Genomic DNA, 23,270 nt, shown 5'->3' with positions numbered 1-23,270 from the left:
GTATGTAATTAGTTTATAGCTATTCTATTAATCAAATAGTTCATCAGGGATTTGTTTTAAAGAGTTTTCATTTGTAAAAAAATGAACAGCTAATTTCTCAATTGGAACATTTTCAATTGGTACCAATGTATCATTTCTAATCGGCAAAAAGGCTATTCCTTTTCCGTCCTGAATAAACTCTTCCATAAGCGAATAAGAATCTAATTGTTGAAGTTGACGCTGAGATAAATGATTTTCTTTTAGAAATTGTATCGTCTTATTTCTAAAAGGGCACTTTTTGTCATTACTAACGAAGAAGAGTTCCTGCGAATAGTCAATGGTACGTGTTTCTTTCGTTTTTAATAAGCCTATAGAAATTGAAGTAGTAAATACTTTTTTAAAAGCTGCGTCGGGATCATCCTCATAAGTGATGACCATATCAACTTTTTGTTGTTGCAGTAATTTTTGTAAATGACTACTATTTTCTACATATATTTGATAATTCCTGAAATTTTCTTTAATACGCTTACTTACATAATTAGTCAAAATAGATTGTGACGTCGCGATTATATAAGAAGAACCACTCGTTTTAATTTTATCTTTCGCTTCTTCTACTAAAGTTAATATTTGATTCGTGTAGTCTAATAAAATGTCACCAGAAGGTAACAAGGAAACGCCTTTGTTATCTCTATGTAGTAAAGGAGTTTCTAATTCTTGTTCTAATTTTTTGATTCGCTCAGTTACGTTCGGTTGAACATATCCTAACTCTTTAGCAGCTTTACTAATAGAGCCTTCGCTAGCTACAGTTTTGAATATAATAAGATCATTTATTTCCATGTATCACAGCTCCTTATACGGTATCATTATAAATGATATCAAACATAATTTATACCTATTTTACGTTAGTCAATCATCGGTTTATCATTGTGTATATAAGATAGAAAGTGAGTGATAAACATGATTGGAATGCAATATAAGGTTATTTTGCCAAAGGATTATGACATGGAGATTATTAAAAAAAGGGTAAAGGATAATGGATATAAAACTGATGGTTTTCAAGAATTGAATTTCAAAGCATATTTAATTACTGAGGCAGGTAAGGATGGGAATTTCTATAACTGTTATGCACCGTTATATATTTGGAATGGTCATGAAGGAATGAATACATTTATATTTGAAGGGTATTACGATAATATTTTACAATCGTTTGGGTGGCAACAAATAAATATAGGTGTTCCATTAGTTGTTAATCTAAGTGATGACTTTAAGAAAAGTAAATATGTTGTTGAACATGTAGGGAGTATTTCTCAAAGTAATTCACTGAGGGAGACTCAATTAAAAACTATGAATGAAAATATACAAAATATAGAAAAGTGTTTAGGAAATGTAATAGTTTATAATCCAGATAAATGGGGATATAGTCAATTCAGATTTTACAATGAAAAGCCTGATATGGTAACGAATAAAGATGTTACAGTATATGAGATTTTACACATTTCACGATGAAAATTTGTTGAATGTTAAATTAAGGAAAAGGAATGAAAATGTATGCCTTTTGTGAACGTTTATTATCATGAAAATAAATTAAATAAAGAAGAGTTGAAAAAGATAGGTGAATGTATTCATCTTTCATTAATTGAACATTTTAACATCCCTAAAAATGATTATTTTCAACTGTTTTTATCTTACTCGCAAAATCACTTTTTATATAATCCATATTATTTGTTGGAAGGAGAAGAAAAGAGAACAGAGAATATGATTTATGTTTCTATTACATGCGGACCGGAAAGAACGATAAAACAGAAAAGTGATCTGTATCAGTCGATATCCTCGAAGATTTCTGAATGTTCTAGTATAAAAAGTGCAGATATTTTTATTACGCTAAATGAGACATCTGCTGAAAATTGGTCATTTGGTCAAGGATTGGCACAATTGGTAAAAGTGAAGGGAGAGTGAAATGATGAATGAATCAATTAAATATTGTATTCAAGAGAGAATGAAAGAAATGGCACCTGCATTTGCTCATTATAGTGAAGAGATATTGTTTGAGGAAGTGTGGCGGGATGACACTTTAACATTAAGAGAAAGAAGTTTATGTACAGTGTCGGTATTAATCAGTCTTGGTCATACAGAACAATTACCATTTCATTTGCGACTGGCCAAACAAAATGGAATTGGAGAAAATGAAATGATCGCATTAATAACACATATGGCTTTTTATGTTGGTTGGCCCAAAGCGGTAGCAGCTTTAAATATAGCAATGAATGAAATGGAAGGTTAAGAATAACGATAAGAAAGAATTCATTTAAATATGAATTCTTTCTTATCGTTATTTATGCAATACTCTAATGAGATATTTTTCACTTTTTCTCTTGCTTTTTTATCACTTGCGTAGTAAAGTGATAGTAAGATTCACGATAGGAAGTGATCAAACATGCGTGATAATACGATAGGGTCATTAATATGGTTACGTTTAATACGATTTACGAACCAAAGTAATCAGATGTCAAATGAGTTTTTAAAACGGTTTGATATAACAACAGCTCAATTTGATGTGCTTTTACAAATACGTACGTATCAACCACTCACACAAATGGAGTTAGCTGAAAAGGTAACTGTTACACAAGGCGGTATTTCTCGAATGTTAACTCGTCTTGAAAAAGAAGGATATATAGTACGAAAACAAGATTGGAAAACGAAAACAATTAGTCTTACAGAGCAAGGAGAAGCAGCTTTAGAGAGAGCATTGCCAGAGCAACTTGCATTTCAATCATCGTTTTTTGATGATGTATTAAATGAAGAAGAGCAGAAAATATTATACGAGCTAATGACGAAAGTTCATAAGCATAGTGAAAAAAAAGAATTGCCGCGAGAGTAATTTTTTTACACTATCAATTGACTAATCAAGTGAAAAGTAATTGAAGAAAATGAATACGACTGAATTAAAGGAGAGAGCAACTATGGAAAAATACCGTATGGATACAAGTAAAGGAATAGAGTTTGGATTATATTCAATTGGGGATCATGTTTTAAATCCACATAACGGAGAGAAAATTAGTGCAGAACAAAGAATTCATGAATTAATTGAAACATCAAAGTTAGCGGATGAATCTGGACTTGATGTATTTGCTGTCGGTGAAAGTCATCAAACGCATTTTACAACGCAAGCTCATACAGTTATTTTAGGAGCTATTGCACAAGCTACGAAAAATATAAAAATTGCAAGTTCAGCAACGATAGTAAGTACATCTGACCCGGTACGAGTATATGAGGACTTTGCTACAATTGACTTGATTTCTAATGGACGTGCAGAAATCGTGGCTGGTCGTGGTTCTCGTATTGGGGGATATAGTTTACTCGGTTATGACGTGAATGATTATGAAGAATTATTTGAAGAGAAGATGGATCTTTTATTAAAAATTAATAAAGAGGAACATGTAACATGGAACGGACAGTTCAGAGCGCCGCTTACACATGCATCGGTTATTCCGAGAGCGAAAAATAATAACTTACCAATTTGGCGTGCAGTTGGTGGCCCGCCAGCTAGTGCGATTAAAGCAGGACGTGCGGGTGTGCCAATGATGATAACAACACTAGGTGGTCCAGCGATTAACTTTAAAGGATCAGTAGATGCTTACCGTGAGGCTGCGGCGCAAAGTGGATTTAATCCAGCAAATTTACCAGTTGCAACAACGAGTTTATTTTATACAGCAAAAAATTCACAAGATGCGTTTAGTGAATACTATCCTCATATTAATGCTGGTATGCTTACACTGCGTGGTGGTGGGTATCCAAAGCAACAATTTACAAATGCAGTAGATTACCGTGACGCATTAATGGTTGGTAGCCCGCAACAAATTATTGAAAAAATGCTTTACCAATATGAATTATTTGGGCAACAACGTTTTATGGCACAAATTGATTTTGGTGGCGTACCACTTAATAAAATTGAGAAAAACATCGAATTAATTGCTACTGAAATTTTACCGGCTGTTAGAAAACATACAGCAAAATAATTTAAAAAATACCGAGAGTCTAATCGATTCTCGGTATTTTTTTATGTATTAATTTTGTTTGAAAAAATGACAAAAAAATGAATTTTTAGTCTAGAAAGAGGGCGGGTATTTTCTATTTTTGAATAACATTATTTTGTGTTTGAATTTTAGAAATATATTTTTCTCTTGACAAAAAACTAACTGATTTCCCCGTTGGTTTAGAGGACATTTTTTCGCATGAAAGTCAAGTGTATGAAGAGAAAAATGATTATTTTATTGATATGAAAGTAAGTCTTATATTAAAAAAATACATTTTAGTAATGAGAAAAATCTAATTCAAAAAAATGACAAAAGACATATTTCAGACAAAATGATGTCAATAATACGTCAAAAATCAGCTGAATTTACTATGCAGGTATATTATACAATTCGATTAACGGATAAAACACTACTGAAATAGTGAAAAGGTAAATTTTATGAGAAAGTTTTTTTGTAATTATCTTGAAAACTGAAAATTTATATTTTCTAAAAGTACATAAATAAATTTATCTTTCTATATTTCTAAGATTTGAGTTGTTTTATTCATACAACTCAATTGAAATTACGATATAAAAAATTATGAAGGAAGTGATTGTAGTATGGAAACGCTCGAATTGGCACGAATACAATTCGCATCAACAACGATTTTCCATTACTTTTTTGTTCCGCTGTCTATTGGTTTAGCTTTTATTATTGCATTAATGCAAACGTTATACGTGGTAAAGGGACAAGAAATTTATAAGAAGATGACGAAGTTTTGGACACAAATATTCCTAGTTAACTTTGCGGTAGGTGTAGTAACTGGTATTTTACAAGAATTCCAGTTTGGCATGAACTGGTCAACATATTCACGTTTCGTAGGTGATGTGTTTGGTCCATCACTTGCAATTGAAGGCTTATTAGCATTTTTCATAGAGTCTACATTCCTAGGTTTATGGGTATTCGGTGAGGACAAATTACCGAAGCGAATTCACTTGTTATGTATTTGGCTCCTTTCAATTGGAACAATGTTATCAGCATTTTGGATTTTAACTGCAAGTGCATTTATGCAATCGCCAGTAGGATATGAAATGGCAGCAGATGGACGTGCACAAATGAATGATTTCTTAGCGATTATTCAAAACCCACAATTATGGGTACAATTCCCGCATACAATTACAGCTGCGATTGCAACTGGTGCATTCTTTATTGCAGGTGTGAGTGCATGGAAAATAACGAAAGCTCAAGAAACTGAAGTGTTTAAAAAATCGTTCCGCATTTCTATCATTGTTGGAACACTTACAACGGCGTTAGTATTATTCTTCGGTCATGCGCAAGCACAACAATTAATTAAGACGCATCCAATGAAAATGGCAGCAGCTGAAGCGTTATGGAATACGAGTGAGGATCCAGCGCCATTTACAGTATTTGCGAAAATTGATGCAGAGAAGCAAGAAAATTCGTTTGAAATTCAAATCCCTTATATGCTAAGTCTATTATCATTTGATAAATTTAGTGGTCAAGTAGAAGGAATGAATCAAATTCAAAAACAATATGAAGAAAAATATGGGCCTGGAGATTATATACCGCCAGTACACACTATGTTCTGGAGTTTTAGAGCGATGGTAATGAGTGGAACATTTATGCTTCTTCTAGGAGCATACGGATGGTTCTTATCAAGAAAAGATCGTTTAGTTGAAAAAACTTGGTATTTAAAATTAATGGTGTATGCAATTGCACTACCGTTTATCGGTAATACAGTAGGATGGATTATGACTGAAATGGGACGTCAGCCTTGGGTAGTTTTCGGTGTTATGAAAACGGAAGATGCTGTATCTCCAAATGTTACGTTCGGAGAAGTATTATTCTCTTTAGTTTCATTCACATCACTATATTTAATTATAGGAGGAATTACTGTTTACTTATTCGTTCGTGTCATTAAAGGACATGAAAATAAGAAAACGAAACAGGATTCTCAAAGCCATGATCCATTTGATAAGGAGGAAGAGTATGTTATCTCTTAATGAGTTGTGGTTTATCATTATTGCAATTTTATTCGTAGGCTTCTTTGTACTTGAAGGTTTCGATTTCGGTGTAGGTATAGTTTCAAGGTTTTTAGGGGAAAACGATTTAGAGAAAAGAATATATTTAAATACAATTGGTCCATTTTGGCACGCGAATGAAGTATGGCTTGTTTGTGCTGGTGGAGCTATGTTCGCGGCATTCCCACACTGGTATGCAACTTTATTTAGCGGATTTTACATTCCGTTTGTATTTATGCTTCTTGCTTTAATTATAAGAGGGGTTTCCTTTAAATTCCGTGCGAAAATAGACAATCATAAATGGAAAGGTTTTTGGGATTGGGGTATGTTTTTAGGAAGTTTACTACCGCCTGTTCTTTGGGGAGTTGCAATTGCTAACTTTATGGTAGGTATTCCAATTGATGAAACTAAAAATGCTGTAGGTGGATTCTTACCGTTACTTCATCCATTTGCATTACTTGGAGGAGTTATGTTCCTTCTGTTATGTATTGTTCACGGGTTGCAATTCCTTACTATTCGTACAACTGGTAAGTTAAGAGAACGTGCACGTATTGCTGCAATGAAAATTGCGCCATTCTCAATTATAGCACTCCTTATTTTTGCCGGATTAGGATTATGGAAAACAGATATTTTCACTGCCCATGGTACAGAGTGGATTATGGTTCCGATTGGAGCTTTTGTAGCATTATGTACGTCAACATTATTAAATAAAAGAAGAAGAGATGGTTGGGCTTTCTTTATGACGAGTTTAACAATCATTTTACTAAGTGCGAGTGTGTTTATCGGCATGTTCCCACGTGTCTTAATTAGCTCGTTAGGGTCAATATACGATTTAACAATTTATAATGCAGCATCGGGAGATTATGCACTAAAACTGATGACGTATTTTTCAATTGCTATATTGCCATTTGTTTTGGGAAGTCAAATATGGAGTTTCTATGTGTTTAGACAACCTGTTAAGTCAGATAAAGATTTGGAGTACTAATGAAAAGAAAAAGAGGACTTCCATCGTATCCTGGTAGCCGAGTTTTATATGTAGTGTTAACAATCATTAGCATTTTAGAAGCTATAAGTATTATTGCGCAAACAGTGTTTTTAGCACGGGCTATTACGTTTTTATTTCAAGGAGAAACAGTGCAATCTGTGTTAAATGAAACGGTTTATTTTGGAATCACGTTTGCAGTACGTCATATGCTAGTTCGAATTTCGCAAATATTAGTGGAACGTTTCGCTGAAAAAACAGGATCGCTACTGCGAAAACAATTAATAGAGGCGTATTTCACATTAGGTCCACGATATGTTCAAACTGCTGGAACAGGTCATCTGGTTACCTTATCGATTGAAGGTATTGAGAAATTTAAAACATATATTGAATTAACAATTCCTAAAATGATTAGAAGTAGTATTGTACCGGGACTAATTGTACTATATGTTTTCACGCTAGATATTGAGTCTGGAATCATTTTAGTTGTAACGATTCCTATCGTAATTATATTTATGATCCTACTAGGATTAGCAGCGCAAAAGATGGCGGATAGTCAGTATGAGTCGTATCGTGTACTTTCTAATCATTTTGTAGATACGTTAAAAGGATTAGAAACATTAAAGTATTTAGGTAAAAGTAAACAGCACGAAGGAAAGATTGAAAAAGTAAGTAAAAGATATAGAAAAGCAACGATGCGTACTTTGCGAGTTGCTTTTCTTTCTTCTTTTGCATTAGATTTCTTTACGAGCTTATCAATCGCATTTGTGGCAGTCGGATTAGGGATACGTTTAATAGATGGGACAATTGTACTATTGCCAGCCCTTACGATTTTAATTTTAGCTCCAGAATATTTTCTGCCGATTAAACAAGTTGGAGCGAATTATCATGCTACGTTAGATGGACAACTTGCAATGGAGCAAATAGAAGAGATTTTACAGCAACAAAAAGAAATAGGAACGAAAGAATCTAATGTAGGTTTAATATGGAATGCCTCTAGTAACTTGAAATTACAAGATGTAAAAGTAAAGAATAATGAATCTGAAAAAGCTATATTAGAGGGAATTGATTTTACTTGGAAAGGCACCGGCGCTATAGGTGTAATTGGTGAAAGTGGGGCAGGGAAATCGACGTTAATTGACGTATTAGCAGGATTTTTAACTCCTTCGGGTGGAAAGCTGATAATAAATGGTGTGAAAATTGACGGGTCTACTCGAGAAGATTGGCAAAAGAATATTGCTTATATTCCACAGCAACCTTATATTTTCCCGCTTTCATTAAAAGATAACATTTGTTTCTATGAAACAAATACAACTGATGCAGAAGTGGAAAGAGTTATTAATGAAGTTGGTCTTCGTTCACTCGTTACATCGCTTCCGAACGGGATGTATGAAAGAATTGGAGAAGGTGGACGTATGCTTAGTGGCGGGCAAGAACAACGTGTCGCTATGGCGCGTGCACTTTTAAGCAAAAAGCCAATTATTTTATTAGACGAGCCTACAGCACATCTTGATATTGAAACTGAATTTGAAATAAAGCAAGCGATGTTACGTCTGTTTGAAGGTAAGCTAGTATTTCTTGCAACACATCGTCTTCACTGGATGAAACAGATGGATCATATTCTTATTTTAAATAAAGGGGAAATGATAGAAAGCGGAACGTATGAAGAACTTTTAAAGAATGAGGCATTACATTTTCACAGGAAAGAGAGGGGATAGAGATGAGTAACTGGATTAAACCTTATATACAGCAAAATAAAGGTAGAATGACTTTAACTATTTTCCTTGGTCTTCTTGGAGTTAGTTCAGGTGCGATGTTACTTTTCATTTCAGGTTATTTAATCTCTAAATCTGCTCTTAGACCAGAAAATGTAATGGCTGTATATGTTCCTATCGTTGCAACACGTGCGTTTAGTATAGGACAAGCGGTATTTCATTATTTAGAGCGTTTAGTTGGACACGATGTCGTACTACGCATATTAGAAAAGATGAGAACGAAACTATATAGAATAGTAGAACCGCAGGCGTTATTTTTCCGCTCACGATTTCAAACGGGCGATATGTTAGGTATATTATCCGAAGATATAGAGCATTTGCAAAACCTATATTTACGTACAATATTTCCTAGTCTATTAGCATTAGTTGTATATAGCATATTCGTACTTGTTATCGGTGCATTTGACGTAGTATTTGCACTTATTGCAGCAAGTATGTTGGCTATTATCGTCTTTCTGCTTCCGTTTGTATCATTACTTTTAATGAAGCAACATCATGTTACTTTAAAACAAGGAAGAAGCCGTTTGTATCAACAATTAACAGACGCTGTTTTTGGATTATCAGATTGGCAAGCAAGTGGTAGAAAAGATGAATTCATTGATAAGTATGTAGAGCAAAATGCTCAGTTGTTAAAAACGGAAAAAAGAATGAAGCGCTGGAATCATATTCGGGACAGTATCATTCAATTAGTAGTGGGGATTGTAGTTATTTCAATGATCATATGGACTGGAAATGAGGCGGCAAGTGAACAGATTGCACCTACCGTTATTGCGGCTTTCGTCTTAATGACGTTATCAGTCACAAACGCGCTTATTCCTCTTTCAGATGCTATAGATCGAATTCCATCATATGTAGAATCTGCTCATCGTCTAATTAAAGTAGAAGCTAATGATGTTTTACAGGATGAAAAGGAATTACATGAGGATAAAGATTATGTTGCATCAAAACATATAGACATTGAAGTAAATAATGTATCGTATAGTTACCCAGATAGTAATGAATTTGTATTGAAAGAAGTATCACTGCAAATAAAGGCAGGAAAGAAAATTGCCATTTTAGGAAGAAGTGGAACAGGAAAATCTACTTTGTTAAAATTGTTAGCAGGTGCGCTAAGCCCGTTGCATGGTGAAGTTTTATTGCATAGTGAACATGCTCATACGAATCTTTTATCAAAATATATTTCTGTATTGAATCAAAAACCGCATTTATTCGATACGACAATTGGAAATAATGTGCGAATCGGTAAACCAGAGGCTACGGATGAAGAGATATGGACAGCTTTAGAGAAAGCACAATTAGCTTCGCATATAGCTTCTCTTCCAGATGGATTGCAAACAAAAATGCATGAAATGGGGAAAAGGTTTTCTGGTGGAGAAAGACAACGGGTTGCTTTTGCTAGAACGCTAATGCAAGAGGCTCCAATTATTGTACTTGATGAACCTACGATCGGCTTAGATCCAAAGACAGAACTATCTTTAATAGAAACAATGTTTTCTGCAACAGAAGAAAAGACTGTTATTTGGATTACACACCACCTTGTAGGAATTGAACATGTAGATGAAGTTATATTCCTTGATCGTGGTCAAATTGTGATGCAAGGCAGTCATGAACAACTTCTGAAAGAAAACGAGAAGTATCGAAAGCTTTATGAGTTAGATAAAGGAATATAGTTTGAATAAGTAATAATTGTAAAAATAGCTACGCCAAATGGTGGAGCTATTTTTGTTTTGAAATGAATATTCTATTCTTTTTTAATGTTGGATTGCAGATGTATATGATCATTATGAATGAAAAATGAATTTCATATTATACATATAATGGAGGGGGATATACATGAAGGAGCAGTATAAAATTATTGTTTTAAGTGATGAAGTATCAGGGGCAAGGATTCAAAATGCATTAGACAAAAATAAATGTAAAACAATCGTTCATATTGTAGACGTTTCAACTATTGTTCGTATAGAAAATTCTTTTCAATATATAGTCATTTGGAGAGTGGACGCAGAAAAACTTACAAATGAATTGATAAACAAGGGCGTGCAAAGTAAAAAAATTATTAATTTAACAAAATACATGTATGAATGGAGGAATAAATTAATTTCTATATATCAAATAAATCCGGATCTTATGTTTTTATACATGTCTATGAAAAAAGTAAAGAGTGATCCCACATATGAATTGTTTGCTACCGGTTTGTCTTATCCGCATTGTGGCATAAGTACGGAGCTCCTCTCAAAAAAGTCAATAAAATTAACACTTCCATCGCAAGATCTATACTATGATTATTTAATAGCGTCACAACTTCTATCAAACGATCATTCATTTCAATATTGTTTGATAGGAATAGCCTATTTCTCTTTTTACTTTGACATGTCGTTATCATCTGAAGCATATAGAATTCACAAAGTATATTATCCATTGTTTCAAGACGGTCATCATACTGTAGTTCATGCTCCTCTACCTACTGATGGATTCTCACATCTAAATAGTCCGAAACCACTTTTTTCTCTTTTTAATTTGCATTTTGAATATATTTTATTAGACGAACTAAAAGATGAATCATTGATACTACCTTGGATAAATGCTGAATGGAATACCACTCCCCTTCATATTCCTTTTGAAGAACATGGGAAAATGAGAGCAGCTTCACATGCTAAATTGTCGTATCCTCATACTTTAGTTGAAAATAAAACGATTTTTAAAACATATTTAGAATTACTGTTAAAAAATGATATAAAGCCACTAATTGTTGTCTTCCCTGTTACTTCACATTATTTCAATTGTAGTAGTAAGAAATTAAAAGAAGATTTTTATAAAGTTATAAATGATTTTCAAGCACAATATTCTTTTCAAACCATAGATCTATTTGATTCACCATTATTTTGTGATGAAGATTTTTATGATAGTGATCATATGAATAAAAAAGGTGCAAATAAAATGTCCGCGTTATTAAATATGTTTATTCAGGAACGAAAAGTATGATATTTCGATTCATATTTGCATAAAAGTATATAGGCTCCATACAGTTAAAGTAATGTGATTTTTGCATCGCGTATACAAATAATATGCGAAGAGGTGAGAGAGTAAAATGAGAACTCGTATTGAAAGAACTGTAGAGGTGGTAGATCAACTTCCGTTGGTAAGTGTGTTAATTCCTACGTATAATCGACCTCGCTACTTTGAAAAGGCATTATGTAGTGTGTTAGAACAAACGTATCCTAATATAGAAATTATAGTTGGAGATGATAGTACGAATGACGAAACAGAAAAGGTGTTACAAAAATACTTATGTAATCATTCAAATATTATTTATATAAAAAACAGGTCAACTCTCGGACAATTTGAAAATGCGCTCATGTTATTTAATGAAACGAACGGTGAGTATGTAAACTTTTTAATGGATGATGATATATTTCACGTGAATAAAATTGAAAAAATGATGAAGTATTTTTTGAATGATCTAGATAATGAAATTAAGCTTGTAACATCTCATCGCCAAGTAATTGATGATAAAGGGAAAGAACTACGACATATTTATTCAACTGTCCGTTTATTTGAAGAGGATACGATTATAGAGGGAACAGAATTAGCAAATAGGGTAATTGTGGATCAAAAAAATTACATTGGAGAACCGACAACAGTTTTATTTCGTAAAAATGATTTACAAGAACCGTATGGGATTTTTGATAAGAGGCGGTATCTATGTAACGTAGATATAGCTTCATGGTTATCTTTATTAAGTAAAGGAAAAGCAGTATATATAGCAGAGACACTTAGTTACTTTCGATTACATCCAGATCAACAGTTAAATGAATCTAATAAAATGATGGATGGGTTAGAAGATTTTTCACATAGTATTATAGCAGGAAAGAAATATGGTTTCTTATCCGACGAAAAAGAATTAGACAAAGCGATAACTAATTTTCTAGATTATGCAAGAAGGATAGTTCCATCATCGATATTGTATACATTAGACTATTATCAAAAAATTAGGAGAAAGAAAATAAACATAGAAAAGAAAAAACAACATATAAATAATAATTCTCCTTTACCAAAAGTAAGTATACTTATTCCCGCGTACAATAGACCTTATTACTTGGAATTAGCGCTCAATAGCGCACTGAATCAAACATATGAAAATATTGAAATTATTATATCTGACGACAGTACAAATAATGAAGTTAATGCTATGATTCAACCGTATTTACGTGAATATGAGTGTATTACATATGCTAAAAATGAAACTCCGTTAGTTGCTGAAAACTTTAATAAGTGTATAGAACTTGCGAACGGGGATTATATAAACTTTTTATTAGACGATGACTTATTTCATCATGAAAAGATCGAGAGAATGATGAAATACTTTTTGACGTTAGAAAATATTTCATTTGTGACGTCATATCGTGAACTGATTGATGAGAATGGAGAGATATTACCACCCTCAACATTGAATATGAAAATTGCGAAAGAAACTACACTTTTTGAAGGAAAAGAATTAGGAAATTACATATTAAAAAATTTAAAAAATATAGTTGGTGAGCCGACAACTGTTCTGTTTAATCGAGATTTGTTTGAAGGGAAGTTTGGGTATTTTAAAGGAAAGGCTTATTCTTCTATTAATGACATTGCAACTTGGCTAGATATGATGAGGAAAGGAAAAGTAGTTTATATACAAGAACCTCTTAGTTATTTTAGACAACATAGTGGACAAAATCAAAAACAAATACATTTTATTTTAATGACAATTGAAGAGTGGATTGAATTAATTATAGATGCATATAATAGTGGATTTTTAAGTTCTGAGAGAGATTATAAAGAGAGTTTATCTTATTGTTTAGAAAATGCGGGATTTATAGTTAAGGATGCGGTAAGAAATGGGGAACTAGATCAAATTTATAATGAAAAGATAAAAAAAGGGTTAAACAAGCTAGTCGCTCATATGTTTGAGAAAGAATGTTGTTATTGTCAATATTGCAATCAGCAATTTGAAAAATTTTCACCTTGGCCAGCACATTATGATTTTCCGAAATATAAATTTGAGATGTGGAATAAAGATACAGGGATATGCCCAGTTTGTAGTTCAATGGATCGTGAAAGGTTGTATCGTGCGTACATTGAAATGGAAACGGACTTGTTAAGTAGAGAATACACTATGCTTCATATTGCACCTGAAGAGAAGTTAAGAGATTGGTTTAACGAGTATAAAAATATTACGTATGTATGTGGGGATATAGAACCAAAGGATCCATTAATGAAGGAAATTGACGTTACAAGCATTACATATGATAGTAATACTTTTGATGTAATTTTATGTAGCCATGTATTAGAACACGTTCTTGACGATGACAAAGCAATGCGAGAGTTATATAGAGTATTAAAGCCAAATGGATGGGGAATTATTCAAGTACCAATCGTAATGAATGTAGATTCTATTATAGAAAATAAATTAATTGTAACACCACAATTGAGAAAATTAGCTTTTGGCCAAGAAGATCATGTGAGAATTTATAATCAATCGGGATTCATTCAACGATTAATGAATGCAGGGTTTAAGGTGGAATTATATAACGTAGCTGAAAGAAAAGGAATGAAAAGTGCTAGGAAATTTGGATTATCTGAAACAGATACGCTCTATATTGTCCGAAAATGATAGGAAGGAATAGATAGATATGGAGAATATTCCTTTTTTGCGTGCTTCAACTGTACCTGTAATTGAGTATTTGGACGAATTGAAGGAAATTGATACATCTCACATATATACGAATTATGGACCTATAAATCAACGTTTTGAAGAAACAATTATGTCGGAATTTTTTCAGAACAGGGGCGCTGTTACAACAGTGGCAAACGCAACGTTAGGGTTAATGGCCGCTATTCAACTTAAGAAAAGAAGAAAAGGAAAATATGCCCTCATGCCTAGTTTTACATTCCCTGCGACTCCATTAGCGGCTATTTGGTGTGGATTGGAACCTTATTTTATTGATATTTCAATAGATGATTGGTATATGGATAAAACAGTACTTTGGGATAAGATTGAAGAATTAAAAGAAGAGGTTGCGATTGTTGTCCCGTACGCAACTTTTGGATCATGGATGGACTTAGAAAAATATGAAGAATTAGAGAAAAAGGGTATTCCGGTTGTCGTAGATGCGGCACCGGGATTTGGGTTAATGAATGGAAGTATGCATTACGGTCAGGATTTTAGTGGTATGATCGTATATAGCTTTCATGCAACAAAGCCGTTCGGAATTGGTGAAGGAGGGCTCATATATAGTAAAAAGGAAGAAGATATACAACGTATTAAAAGAATGGGTAATTTCGGATTTGATAAAAATCGTGAATGTACGATGATGGGGTTTAATTGTAAAATGTCTGAATATGCGGCAGCTGTTGGGATTGCGACTGTGAAAAAATGGAATCAAAAGTTAAAAGAACGCACCCGTATTTCTGAATGGTATAAACAATTGTTACAAAGTAATGGATTAATGAAAAAAGGATGGAAACTCCAAAAGACAGAAGCAGTTATTCAACAATTTATGCCTATTCTTTGTCCGGAAGAAGTTCACAACATACAAGTAATAGAAGAACTGAAAAAACAGAAAATAGAAGCTAGATTATACTTTTCACCATCATGCCACCAACAAGTTCTTTTTAGAACTTATAAGTCTACAGATTTAATAGAAACGAATAAAATAGCCAAACGAATAGTAAGTTTACCTTTATGGGAAGGAATGACGAAAGAAATAGTAGAACAAATTGTAATCTGTTTAGGGCAGAAGGTGGTGTCGGCAGATGAATAGTTTTTATAGTCAAGAAGAGCTAAAGAAAATTGGATTTTTATCTGTTGGGAAAAATGTATTGATTAGTAAAAAAGCAAGTATATATAATCCAGGTGTTATATCAGTTGGTAATAATGTAAGAATTGATGATTTTTGTATTTTAAGTGGTAAAATCACAATTGGAAGTTATTCGCATATATCAGCGTATACAGCGTTATATGGAGGGGAAGTTGGGATTGAAATGTATGACTTTGCAAATATCTCAGCTAAAACGATCGTATATGCAGTACTAGATGATTTCAGTGGAAATACATTAATGGGGCCAACTGTCCCGAATCAATATAGGAATGTGAAAACAGGAAAAGTTATTTTAAAAAAACATACGATTATTGGTGCTGATTCTATTATTTTTCCAAATGTAACTGTAGGAGAAGGCACAGCAGTTGGTGCGATGAGTATGGTAAAAGAGAGTTTAGATGATTGGTATATTTATGCTGGAGTTCCCGTAAGAAAAATAAAACCTCGTCAAAAAAAGATGCTAGAGTCAGAAAATGATTTTTTAAAAAGCATTAATTCTTAACAAAAAAGAATTAATGTTTTTTATTTTTATGATACAGCAAAGTTGTATCTTAACTTATTATGTTTTAAATTTAGCTGACAAAGGCAATACTGAGCCATAGTGAATGTAAAGTTGGAGGGCGAGCGTATATGTTTGATGAGGATGGGATTGTTTTAATTATGGAACCAGCTGATGAAAGTAACTTGAGGAGGTTTATTCTTTCGGTGCCAAAGTCAGTGTATGAAAAGAAGGGGCTTACATTACACTATGGAACAGCAATAGGACAAGGATATATGGATATAATTGAAGATATTATTAGCGTAAATATAGAAATAGATGTTGTAACGATAATAGGGCATGTAAGAGGGTAAATAGCTATTTGAAAAAGGTTATAAGTAATTTAGCTAGAAGTTATGCATAGAGAAAATTGCAGACAATTATAAAGGCGAAGGGAGTCTAAAATGAAAATCAAATCAATTTTATTAGTATTTATAGTTTCAATTGGTTTAATGGGATGTTCACTAGTAGAGCAAGGAAAGAACTCCATAGATTATGCTCAAAAAGCGACAGACTATGTAAATGAAATAAGTGCATTTGCAAATGATGCACCAGCATTAGCTGAAAAGGCTGTTAATGATAGCGAAGCTCGAAAAGAGTTAGAAACGAAGCTTAGTGAAATTAAACAAGATATACCCGCTTTCAATGAATTAACACCACCTGATGTAGCAAAGGATCTTCATCAGCAAATCGTCGGATATAACGAAAAGTTAAATACATTAATTGATACGGCAATGACGAAGATAGAAGAAGGAAAAGTGGATGTAGAGCAATTTAAAAACTCTGAGCTTATGCAGACGATTGATCAAGTTCGTGATTTGAAAGAGAAGGTTCAAAATTTAGGACAATAATAAAAAGCTCCGTTTTGTGATGAACGGAGCTTTTTTATGTTTTCTAATGGAAAAGTTTATAATATTTTCTTCCTATAATATAAGTGTTTTTTTATATCTTCCATTGTTCTAAAATATGTATTGTTTTATTAGTTGCATCCATGTTCACTTGAGCACCTATCGGCATAGTGATCATCGGATGGGTATGACAACAATCAAAGTCAGCTAATAAAGGAATTCTTTGATTTTGCAGTACTTCTAATAATATTTCATAAGGTTTGCGATTTGTACCACAATCATCAAACTGCTCATGTTTTCCAAGAATAATACCTGAAACTTTATCAAATACGCCGTTAACTTTAAGTAATGAAAAGCTTCTTTCAATAGTAGCTGCATCTTTTGAACTATCCTCAATAAATAAAATATCCCCATTTTGAATACATGGCATATAAGGACTACCCCAAATTCCTTCTATTGTATTTAAGTTCCCTCCAATAATACGTCCAGTAGCTTGTCCATTTGTTACAGAAATCCAATTGTTTGGTCTAAGTTCTTTTTCTATCGTCTTCTCTTCCCAATTCATAAATTCATCTGACCAAAATAAAGGTTGTTTTATGTTGTAAGGAAGCATTTGATCATGTAGTAATGTTTCTACAAAATATTTGTATGTATAATCTACAAACGGCTCAAATTCTCCAAAGGAGGGGACGAGTGCCGGACCGTAAAATGTAGGGATTCCTGTTTTGGCATAAATCCCTAGCAATAAAGCTGTTGCATCTGAATAGCCAATCATTATTTTGGGGTTATTTTGAAAAGCATCATAATCAATATAAGGTAATAATGAATTAGAATTCATACCGCCAATTGTTGACATAATACAAGATACATTAGGGTTTCTTATTAAAGTATTCAGTTCCTCAGCACGCTCTTGTATACTGCCAGAGCGATAATAATCATATCGACCTGTTAGTGAACCTTCTAATATGTGAAATCCTTTCTGTTGTAAATAAGATTTCGCTCGTTCAAATCTTTTTGGAGAAGTGTAGGTTGCTGGTGAAGAGGGCGAATAAATGCCGATTGTGTCTCCGTATTTTAATGATTTTGGAAGTAGCATCGTAAGAATCCTTTCTATTAAGTAGTTAAATTACGACAATATAACATTGAATATTCTTATATTTAGGTATTTTAATTGTAACATAAATGTATTAGATGAATAAATATGCTTTTTGCCTTGACGATATAAAGTAATTATTGTTATGGTTAAACGTGAGTGTATAAAAGGTTTGCTAAAGGAGTTTTGAAATGAAGCGGTTAAAATGGGGAAGGCTGACGATCCTAGTAGTCATTATTTTAGGGATATGTTGGTTCTTATTCCAAGGAACTCAAAAGAGTGCAACAAATATAGAGGGACAACCTTTACAGGTGGCAGAACTACCTAAAACAGGATTAGCTGAAAAAGTAGTGCCACCAAAGTACATACCACCGGAAATTGATGCAAAAGCAGCTATGATTATTGATGCGAGTAATGGAGATGTTATTTATCAACATAATGAAAAAGAAGCTTTTGCGCCAGCAAGCATGTCTAAGATGATGACAGCGTATCTTCTATTAGAAAATGTACATAATGGGAAAGTTCGCTGGGAAGATCCGGTGAAAATGAGTGCGAAAGCGGCACAAACAGAGGGTGCGAGAATCCCAGTCCAAGTGAATGACACATTAACTGTTAAAGATTTGTACCATGCATTAATGATTGAATCGGCAAATAATTCGGCTGTGGCTTTAGCAGAACATATGGCTAAGACGGAGAAAGATTTCGTTCAGCTTATGAATGAAAAAGCAAAGCAGTTAAAAATGTCGGATTATGCTAAATTCGCAAATGCGTCAGGACTACAAGAACCTGATGGAAGTGAGACGAAGATGACGGCTGCTGATGTAGCAAACTTGGCGTATCATCTAATAAAAGACTATCCAGAAATATTAGAAGTGACTCACTTACGTCAAAGTCAGTTAGCATTTAATAATATTAATGTTGTAAGTACAAATGATATGTTAAACAAAAATAATAAAGCTTTATATATAGAAGGAATAGACGGATTAAAAACAGGATTTACAGATAGCGCGGGGTATTGTTTTACGGGTACAGCAAAACAAGGTGATACTCGTATTATTACTGTTGTAATGGGAACGAAAGGTAAAACGAAGCGTTTTACAGAGACGAACAAGCTAATGTCTTATGCATTTGGCTTAGTTAATTAAGTGAAATACTGAGTTGGATCATCATATAAGAAAGGCAATTTGTTGTTACTTATTATCGGTAACAATAAATTGCCTTTTTATTGTTAGTATTAGGAAGTAAAAAGGTAAACAATGTGAGTGTTATTATTTGAGTTTATTATTGTTTGTTGATAGTATAAAGTTAGAAGCTTATTAATGATAAGTTTTAAGAGGCGGAACATGATGTATACATATGAAAAAGCCTCAAATGAAAATTGGAGGGAATTATGATGGCAAAAGATTTTTACACAGCAATTGAAGACAGAAGATCTATTTATGCGATTAGTAAAGAGCAATTAGTTTCTGATGAAAAAATTCAAGAAGTGATTTATCATGCTGTAAAACATACACCTTCAGCTTTTAACTCTCAGAGCGCCCGCGTTGTCGTCTTGCTAGGAGAACAACATGATAAGTTATGGGATATTACGAAAGAAACGTTACGAAAAATTGTACCTGAAAATAACTTTGCATCTACTGAAGAAAAAATGAATGCATTTAAAAGTGGTTATGGAACGGTTTTATACTTTGAAGACAGTCAAGTAGTGGAAGAACTGCAAGAAAACTTTGCATTATACAAAGAGAATTTCCCAACGTGGTCACAGCAATCCTCAGGAATGTTACAATTTGCAATTTGGACAGCTTTAGAAATTGAAGGATTTGGTGCTACATTGCAGCATTACAATCCATTAATTGATGAAGAAGTGAGAAAAGAATGGGAAGTTCCAGAAAGCTGGAAACTTACTGCGCAAATGCCGTTTGGTAAACCGGTGGTAACTGCAGGTGAAAAAGAATACCAACCTTTAGAAAATCGTGTGAAAATTTATAAATAATGCGAGATAAAAGGTGAACAGGGATACAACCTGTTCACCTTTTATAAGTAATAAGGATTTTTTTGATAGGAATTTTTCATCTGATCTTTTAATTCGTTTTTACGTGTTTCAATAGTTGATATTTTTTGTAAGGTAATAATTGAAACGAATTGAAAAAAAGCATAGTATAATTCTATATTTTTATGTATAGGATCATCTATTATGTTTTTCATAAATATACCTCCTTTTTTAATCCCAATATTTGCGGGCAATAAGACTTCCATCTCAAAATTCAATGTACCGCCCTGTAAAAGTTCGATAGGTTTCAGTGTAGGGTAAATAAAATTTGTATTGGTTAAAATACCACTATATATATGATAATATAAATATCCTATAAATTCCATAGTTAGTGAAAAGTGGGTAGTGGTGTGTGTGTTTTCGCCAAATTAGAACAGAATTTTTGAAGTTAAATCTTACAAATCGTCAAATCTTTTATAAGTGATAGATAGTATCAAAAATAGTTTTCTAAAAATATTATACTATTGATAAAAAAAGTATTTTTTGTCATGATAAGAGTATGCTTCATGGGAGGAGCTTTACTAGGAAATACATTCTTTACATTGGATTAGATGAATAGGGTTTTTCAAAGTGGATATATTAAGATAATGAATGAAATGTCGAATTTTCAATGAAATACATAAGAGAATTGAAAAAAGCATTGCAAAAACAATAAGTTTAATGGTAAAGTTCACATGAAGTTCACACGGAATTCACTTCATTCATTTAAAATGAACTCTGTGTGAAAAATAAAACTCTTGTTAAAAAATGGAACTTAATGAATATTTTACTTTAATAATATTGTAAAGTATTAAGTTTATAAGTTTTTTAAAGAGGATAGTAGGGAAAGGAAGTAAAGACAACTTATGAAAAAAGTAATTGCAGGTTTAGCAGCAGCTTCAGTAGTAGGTGTTGCAGTTCCAGGTATGGATTCTGCTCAAGCACAAGTTTCAAATGAGGCGCTAAAAGAAATTAATGGACAAACTCAAACTCAAACGACTGTAACTGAAACAAAAAAGGTAGAAACAACTTCTGAATTAAAATACACGGTAACAGCTGATGTATTAAATGTACGTTCAGGTGCTGGTACAGGACATAACGTTATTTCTAAAGTGAAATCAGGTCAAGTACTACAAGTAATTGGACAAGAAAACGGTTGGTTCAAAGTAACTGTAAACGGTCAAACTGGTTATGTAAGTGGTGACTTCGTAACGACTGGTGGTAAAACAGGAACTACTGTTCAACAAGGAACTGGTACTTACACAGTAAACGTTTCTTCACTAAACGTACGTACAGGCCCAAGTACATCTCATACAGTATTAGGCTCTGTAAATAAAGGTAAAACAGTACAAGTTGTTGGAGAAGTACAAGATTGGTTTAAAATCAACTTCAATGGTGGAACTGGATACGTAAGCAAAGACTTCGTAACAAAAGGTGGTTCTGCTGTATCTAACGAAACAAAACAACCAACTACAAACAACAATACTACTACAGTTCAAACTGGTGGTTCTTATGTTGTTAACACTGGTGCTTTAAAAGTACGTACAGGCCCAGCTACATACAACGCTGTAATCGGTGGCGTAACACAAGGTAAAGTATTAAACGTTACTGGCGCTGAAAATGGTTGGTACAAAATTAACCATAACGGCCGTACAGGTTACGTAAGTGCAGACTTCGTTAAGTTTGTAAAAGGTGGAGTAAACAACGTTACAAATAACAATAACAATAACGTTACAAATAACGTTCAACAACCAGGTAAAGACGTACAAAAACCAACAACAGGTGGAGATACATCTTCAATCGCTGGATTCGCTAGATCTTTAAATGGTTCACCATACAGAACTGCTGGTACAACACCTGCTGGTTTTGACTGCAGTGGATTCATTCACTACGTATTAAATCAAACTGGTCATAAAGGCGCTCGTCAAACAGTTGCAGGATACTGGAGCTCTAAAACAAAAACTAGCAATCCACAACCAGGTGATTTAGTATACTTCCAAAATACTTATAAATCAGGTCCTTCTCACATGGGCGTTTACTTAGGAAACGGTCAGTTCATTAGTGCAGAAACTGATGCAACTGGTGTACGTATTAGTTCTGTAAGTAACTCTTACTGGAGCAAGCACATGTTAGGTTACACAAAAGCATACTAAGAAAAAGTAGTTTATATACTTTTCGTATAGAGAAAAGGCTTTCCAGGGAAACTTGGGAAGCCTTTTTATAGTTGAGTAAATTGGGAATGTAGTAGTTTTTACTGTAACTTCCCAGTTAAAAATCGAGCGTATAGGTCATGAAAGTAGTTGGGACGAAATAAGTTTGCTGCATGTCCTGCTAACGGTATTTCTTTATATAAAACGTTAGGAAGAATGGACTTTAAATCAAAAAGACAAGATTTATAGAGATGATCATGTTCACCCATTACCCATAATATAGGGTGGGGAAGTGATTTTAATTTAGATTTTAAATCGAATTCTAAACGATGCCGTAATGATTGGGAAATAATTGATGAATGTAATTGCAATCCGAAACGGTAATAAATATTTCTTGAAATGACTGCGAACGGATTTGCCTTTAGTATGCCACTTGGAAAAATGGTATTTGCATATTGAGAGAGCCATTTAGAGTATTCGTCTCCGCGCTTCTCCCAAAATTTTTGAAATACGTTATATAAAAGGGATGGATTATTATAATGTCCACCAATATGACAAATGCTTAATACTTTTTCTGGGTGCATTTGTGCAAAAATTGTAGAGATATAACAGCCATAACTTAGAGCGCAAATATGAGCTTTTGTAATACCTTCTTTTTCATATAATTTCAATAGTTGATCTACGAGGCGCTGTAATGAAAATTCGATAGCTTCTCCTTTATCGTCGCCGTGACCTAATAAGTCATAAGTAATAATGTTGTAAGAGGCGGAAAATCGCTTATGCTCTTTTTTGAAGGCACGACGATTGCCGACTAATCCATGAATAAAAATGATTGTTTCCTTTTCGGAATGTATATTTGTTTGCAAAAAGGATACTCCTTTCAATAACGGGAGATTTATACAGTATTGTAAATTAGTTATCTATAATTCACATAGAATAATATTAAGTACCAGGTAATAATATC

The 23,270-nt window shown here is 33.2% G+C and carries 22 protein-coding genes; 18 read left to right on the top strand and 4 right to left on the bottom strand.

The features are described 5' to 3' along the window. Positions 1–27: 27 nt before the first annotated feature. On the bottom strand, positions 28–816 hold the full coding sequence (locus DN389_RS25780; protein ID WP_088121888.1) for a LysR family transcriptional regulator: 789 nt from the start codon (positions 814–816) through the stop codon (positions 28–30). 120 nt (positions 817–936) lie between these two features. Here DN389_RS25780 and DN389_RS25775 point away from each other — a divergent pair, with 120 nt between their 5' ends. From DN389_RS25775 to DN389_RS25705, 15 genes are all read left to right on the top strand, one after another. Then, complete coding sequence (locus DN389_RS25775) at positions 937–1,485, top strand: DUF4865 family protein (protein WP_088121889.1); 549 nt, start codon at positions 937–939, stop codon at positions 1,483–1,485. A 42-nt stretch (positions 1,486–1,527) separates the two neighbouring features. After that, on the top strand, positions 1,528–1,935 hold the full coding sequence (locus DN389_RS25770) for a tautomerase family protein (RefSeq protein ID WP_088121890.1): 408 nt from the start codon (positions 1,528–1,530) through the stop codon (positions 1,933–1,935). A 1-nt stretch (position 1,936) separates the two neighbouring features. Beyond that, positions 1,937–2,260 (top strand): carboxymuconolactone decarboxylase family protein, encoded by a 324-nt coding sequence (locus tag DN389_RS25765; protein WP_087982928.1) that lies wholly within the window; start codon positions 1,937–1,939, stop codon positions 2,258–2,260. A 153-nt stretch (positions 2,261–2,413) separates the two neighbouring features. Next, positions 2,414–2,857: a MarR family winged helix-turn-helix transcriptional regulator gene (locus DN389_RS25760; RefSeq protein ID WP_098802524.1), complete on the top strand. Its 444-nt coding sequence runs from the start codon at positions 2,414–2,416 to the stop codon at positions 2,855–2,857. 82 nt (positions 2,858–2,939) lie between these two features. Then, positions 2,940–3,995, top strand: a complete 1,056-nt coding sequence (locus DN389_RS25755; protein ID WP_088121892.1) for an LLM class flavin-dependent oxidoreductase — start codon at positions 2,940–2,942, stop codon at positions 3,993–3,995. Positions 3,996–4,612: 617 nt separating this feature from the next. Then, the gene (gene cydA / locus DN389_RS25750; protein WP_048566561.1) at positions 4,613–6,016 is read left to right on the top strand and encodes a cytochrome ubiquinol oxidase subunit I; all 1,404 of its coding nucleotides are present in this window, start codon (positions 4,613–4,615) and stop codon (positions 6,014–6,016) included. Beyond that, entirely contained in the window at positions 6,003–7,019 is a 1,017-nt protein-coding gene (gene cydB / locus DN389_RS25745; protein ID WP_000950066.1) for a cytochrome d ubiquinol oxidase subunit II, read from the top strand. Before cydA ends, cydB begins: the two co-directional genes overlap by 14 nt. After that, positions 7,019–8,734 carry a thiol reductant ABC exporter subunit CydD gene (gene cydD, locus DN389_RS25740; RefSeq protein ID WP_149237740.1) on the top strand — a complete coding sequence of 572 codons (1,716 nt, stop codon included), beginning with the start codon at positions 7,019–7,021 and terminating at the stop codon, positions 8,732–8,734. Before cydB ends, cydD begins: the two co-directional genes overlap by 1 nt. A 2-nt stretch (positions 8,735–8,736) precedes the next feature. Beyond that, positions 8,737–10,461 (top strand): thiol reductant ABC exporter subunit CydC, encoded by a 1,725-nt coding sequence (cydC, locus tag DN389_RS25735; protein ID WP_064449352.1) that lies wholly within the window; start codon positions 8,737–8,739, stop codon positions 10,459–10,461. A gap of 163 nt (positions 10,462–10,624) precedes the next feature. Further along, positions 10,625–11,773: a hypothetical protein gene (locus DN389_RS25730; RefSeq protein ID WP_149237739.1), complete on the top strand. Its 1,149-nt coding sequence runs from the start codon at positions 10,625–10,627 to the stop codon at positions 11,771–11,773. Between the two features lie 106 nt (positions 11,774–11,879). Continuing rightward, positions 11,880–14,441: a glycosyltransferase gene (locus tag DN389_RS25725; RefSeq protein WP_048566556.1), complete on the top strand. Its 2,562-nt coding sequence runs from the start codon at positions 11,880–11,882 to the stop codon at positions 14,439–14,441. 19 nt (positions 14,442–14,460) lie between these two features. Further along, complete coding sequence (locus DN389_RS25720) at positions 14,461–15,591, top strand: aminotransferase class I/II-fold pyridoxal phosphate-dependent enzyme (RefSeq protein ID WP_075309933.1); 1,131 nt, start codon at positions 14,461–14,463, stop codon at positions 15,589–15,591. After that, complete coding sequence (locus DN389_RS25715) at positions 15,584–16,150, top strand: acyltransferase (RefSeq protein ID WP_046955013.1); 567 nt, start codon at positions 15,584–15,586, stop codon at positions 16,148–16,150. The genes DN389_RS25720 and DN389_RS25715 overlap by 8 nt, the downstream gene beginning before the upstream one ends. A 128-nt stretch (positions 16,151–16,278) precedes the next feature. Beyond that, on the top strand, positions 16,279–16,500 hold the full coding sequence (locus tag DN389_RS25710) for a hypothetical protein (RefSeq protein ID WP_088121896.1): 222 nt from the start codon (positions 16,279–16,281) through the stop codon (positions 16,498–16,500). A 90-nt stretch (positions 16,501–16,590) separates the two neighbouring features. Then, positions 16,591–17,037 (top strand): DUF6376 family protein, encoded by a 447-nt coding sequence (locus DN389_RS25705; protein ID WP_000695207.1) that lies wholly within the window; start codon positions 16,591–16,593, stop codon positions 17,035–17,037. 91 nt (positions 17,038–17,128) lie between these two features. Here the strand turns inward: DN389_RS25705 and DN389_RS25700 are convergent, their stop codons facing one another. Then, complete coding sequence (locus DN389_RS25700) at positions 17,129–18,130, bottom strand: S66 family peptidase (protein WP_098802518.1); 1,002 nt, start codon at positions 18,128–18,130, stop codon at positions 17,129–17,131. Between the two features lie 188 nt (positions 18,131–18,318). On the opposite strand from DN389_RS25700, the gene DN389_RS25695 reads away from it, so the two are divergent. Both DN389_RS25695 and DN389_RS25690 read left to right on the top strand, forming a co-directional pair. After that, a complete protein-coding gene (locus DN389_RS25695; protein ID WP_098190233.1) occupies positions 18,319–19,272 on the top strand; it encodes a D-alanyl-D-alanine carboxypeptidase family protein in 954 nt (317 codons plus the stop codon). A gap of 245 nt (positions 19,273–19,517) precedes the next feature. Beyond that, positions 19,518–20,120: a nitroreductase family protein gene (locus tag DN389_RS25690; RefSeq protein WP_179955907.1), complete on the top strand. Its 603-nt coding sequence runs from the start codon at positions 19,518–19,520 to the stop codon at positions 20,118–20,120. A 41-nt stretch (positions 20,121–20,161) separates the two neighbouring features. Here the strand turns inward: DN389_RS25690 and DN389_RS25685 are convergent, their stop codons facing one another. Next, positions 20,162–20,332, bottom strand: a complete 171-nt coding sequence (locus tag DN389_RS25685; protein ID WP_046955010.1) for a hypothetical protein — start codon at positions 20,330–20,332, stop codon at positions 20,162–20,164. Between the two features lie 690 nt (positions 20,333–21,022). Here DN389_RS25685 and entFM point away from each other — a divergent pair. Then, on the top strand, positions 21,023–22,309 hold the full coding sequence (gene entFM, locus DN389_RS25680) for an enterotoxin EntFM (RefSeq protein WP_088082594.1): 1,287 nt from the start codon (positions 21,023–21,025) through the stop codon (positions 22,307–22,309). Between the two features lie 98 nt (positions 22,310–22,407). Here entFM and DN389_RS25675 read toward each other — a convergent pair whose 3' ends face one another. After that, on the bottom strand, positions 22,408–23,172 hold the full coding sequence (locus DN389_RS25675; protein WP_088082593.1) for an alpha/beta fold hydrolase: 765 nt from the start codon (positions 23,170–23,172) through the stop codon (positions 22,408–22,410). Positions 23,173–23,270 lie beyond the last annotated feature (98 nt).

Origin of the sequence: Bacillus sp. AY3-1, from assembly GCF_008368785.1 — a bacterium.
Taxonomy (GTDB): domain Bacteria; phylum Bacillota; class Bacilli; order Bacillales; family Bacillaceae_G; genus Bacillus_A; species Bacillus_A wiedmannii.
This window is presented reverse-complemented; position numbering and strand designations above follow the sequence as displayed.